This window comes from Pseudomonas syringae group sp. 243L2 (assembly GCF_032587875.1).
Taxonomy (GTDB): Bacteria; Pseudomonadota; Gammaproteobacteria; order Pseudomonadales; family Pseudomonadaceae; genus Aquipseudomonas; species Aquipseudomonas amygdali.
On sequence record NZ_JAWHPL010000035.1, the window covers coordinates 1 to 685 of the forward strand.

Genomic DNA, 685 nt, shown 5'->3' on the forward strand with positions numbered 1-685 from the left:
CTCACGCACTACTCGATCACCCTGCGCCCGCATCTGGCCCGGCTCGGGCATCGCACCAATCAGCGTATTTTCCAGAATCGCACAGTGTCGCAGATCATCGCGCAGATACTGGAAGAACATCACTTGCTGGCCAATGCCTACCGCTTCGAACTCAGCACGACATACGCCGAGCGGGAATACTGCGTGCAGTACAACGAGTCGGATCTGCACTTCGTCCAGAGACTGTGCGAAGAGGAAGGTCTGCACTATCACTTTGAGCACAGCCCCACAGCGCATCAACTGGTGTTTGGCGATGACCAGACGGTGTTTGCGAAACTCGATTCGGTGTTTTATCGCCGGGACAATGGTCTGGTGGCCGATGAGCCGGTCATCAAGCGTTTCAAGCTGCGCCTGGAAACCCGCGCCAACCGCACCGCTCGCCGTGATTATCACTTTGAAAAGCCCCTTCTGAAGATGGAAGGTTCGGCGGATATCAAGACGCAGCCTGATCTTGAGGACTATGACTACCCCGGCGGTTTCACCCACCGTGATCAGGGTCTGCAACGGGCGAATCGAGCCCTTGAACGCCACCGCCATGATTACCGGCTGGGCGAAGGTCAAAGCTATCAGCCTCGGCTGGTCAGCGGTCATTTTCTGCCATTGGATGGACACCCCAACAAGGAGTGGAATGCTCTGTGGTTGCTCA

At 56.6% G+C, this 685-nt stretch carries 1 protein-coding gene; it reads left to right on the forward strand.

The genetic code is table 11. The annotated features are described in order from the left end of the window. Positions 1-685 (forward strand): type VI secretion system tip protein TssI/VgrG (gene tssI / locus RYB66_RS22620; protein ID WP_316895510.1); only part of this gene is annotated, 685 nt, incomplete at both ends.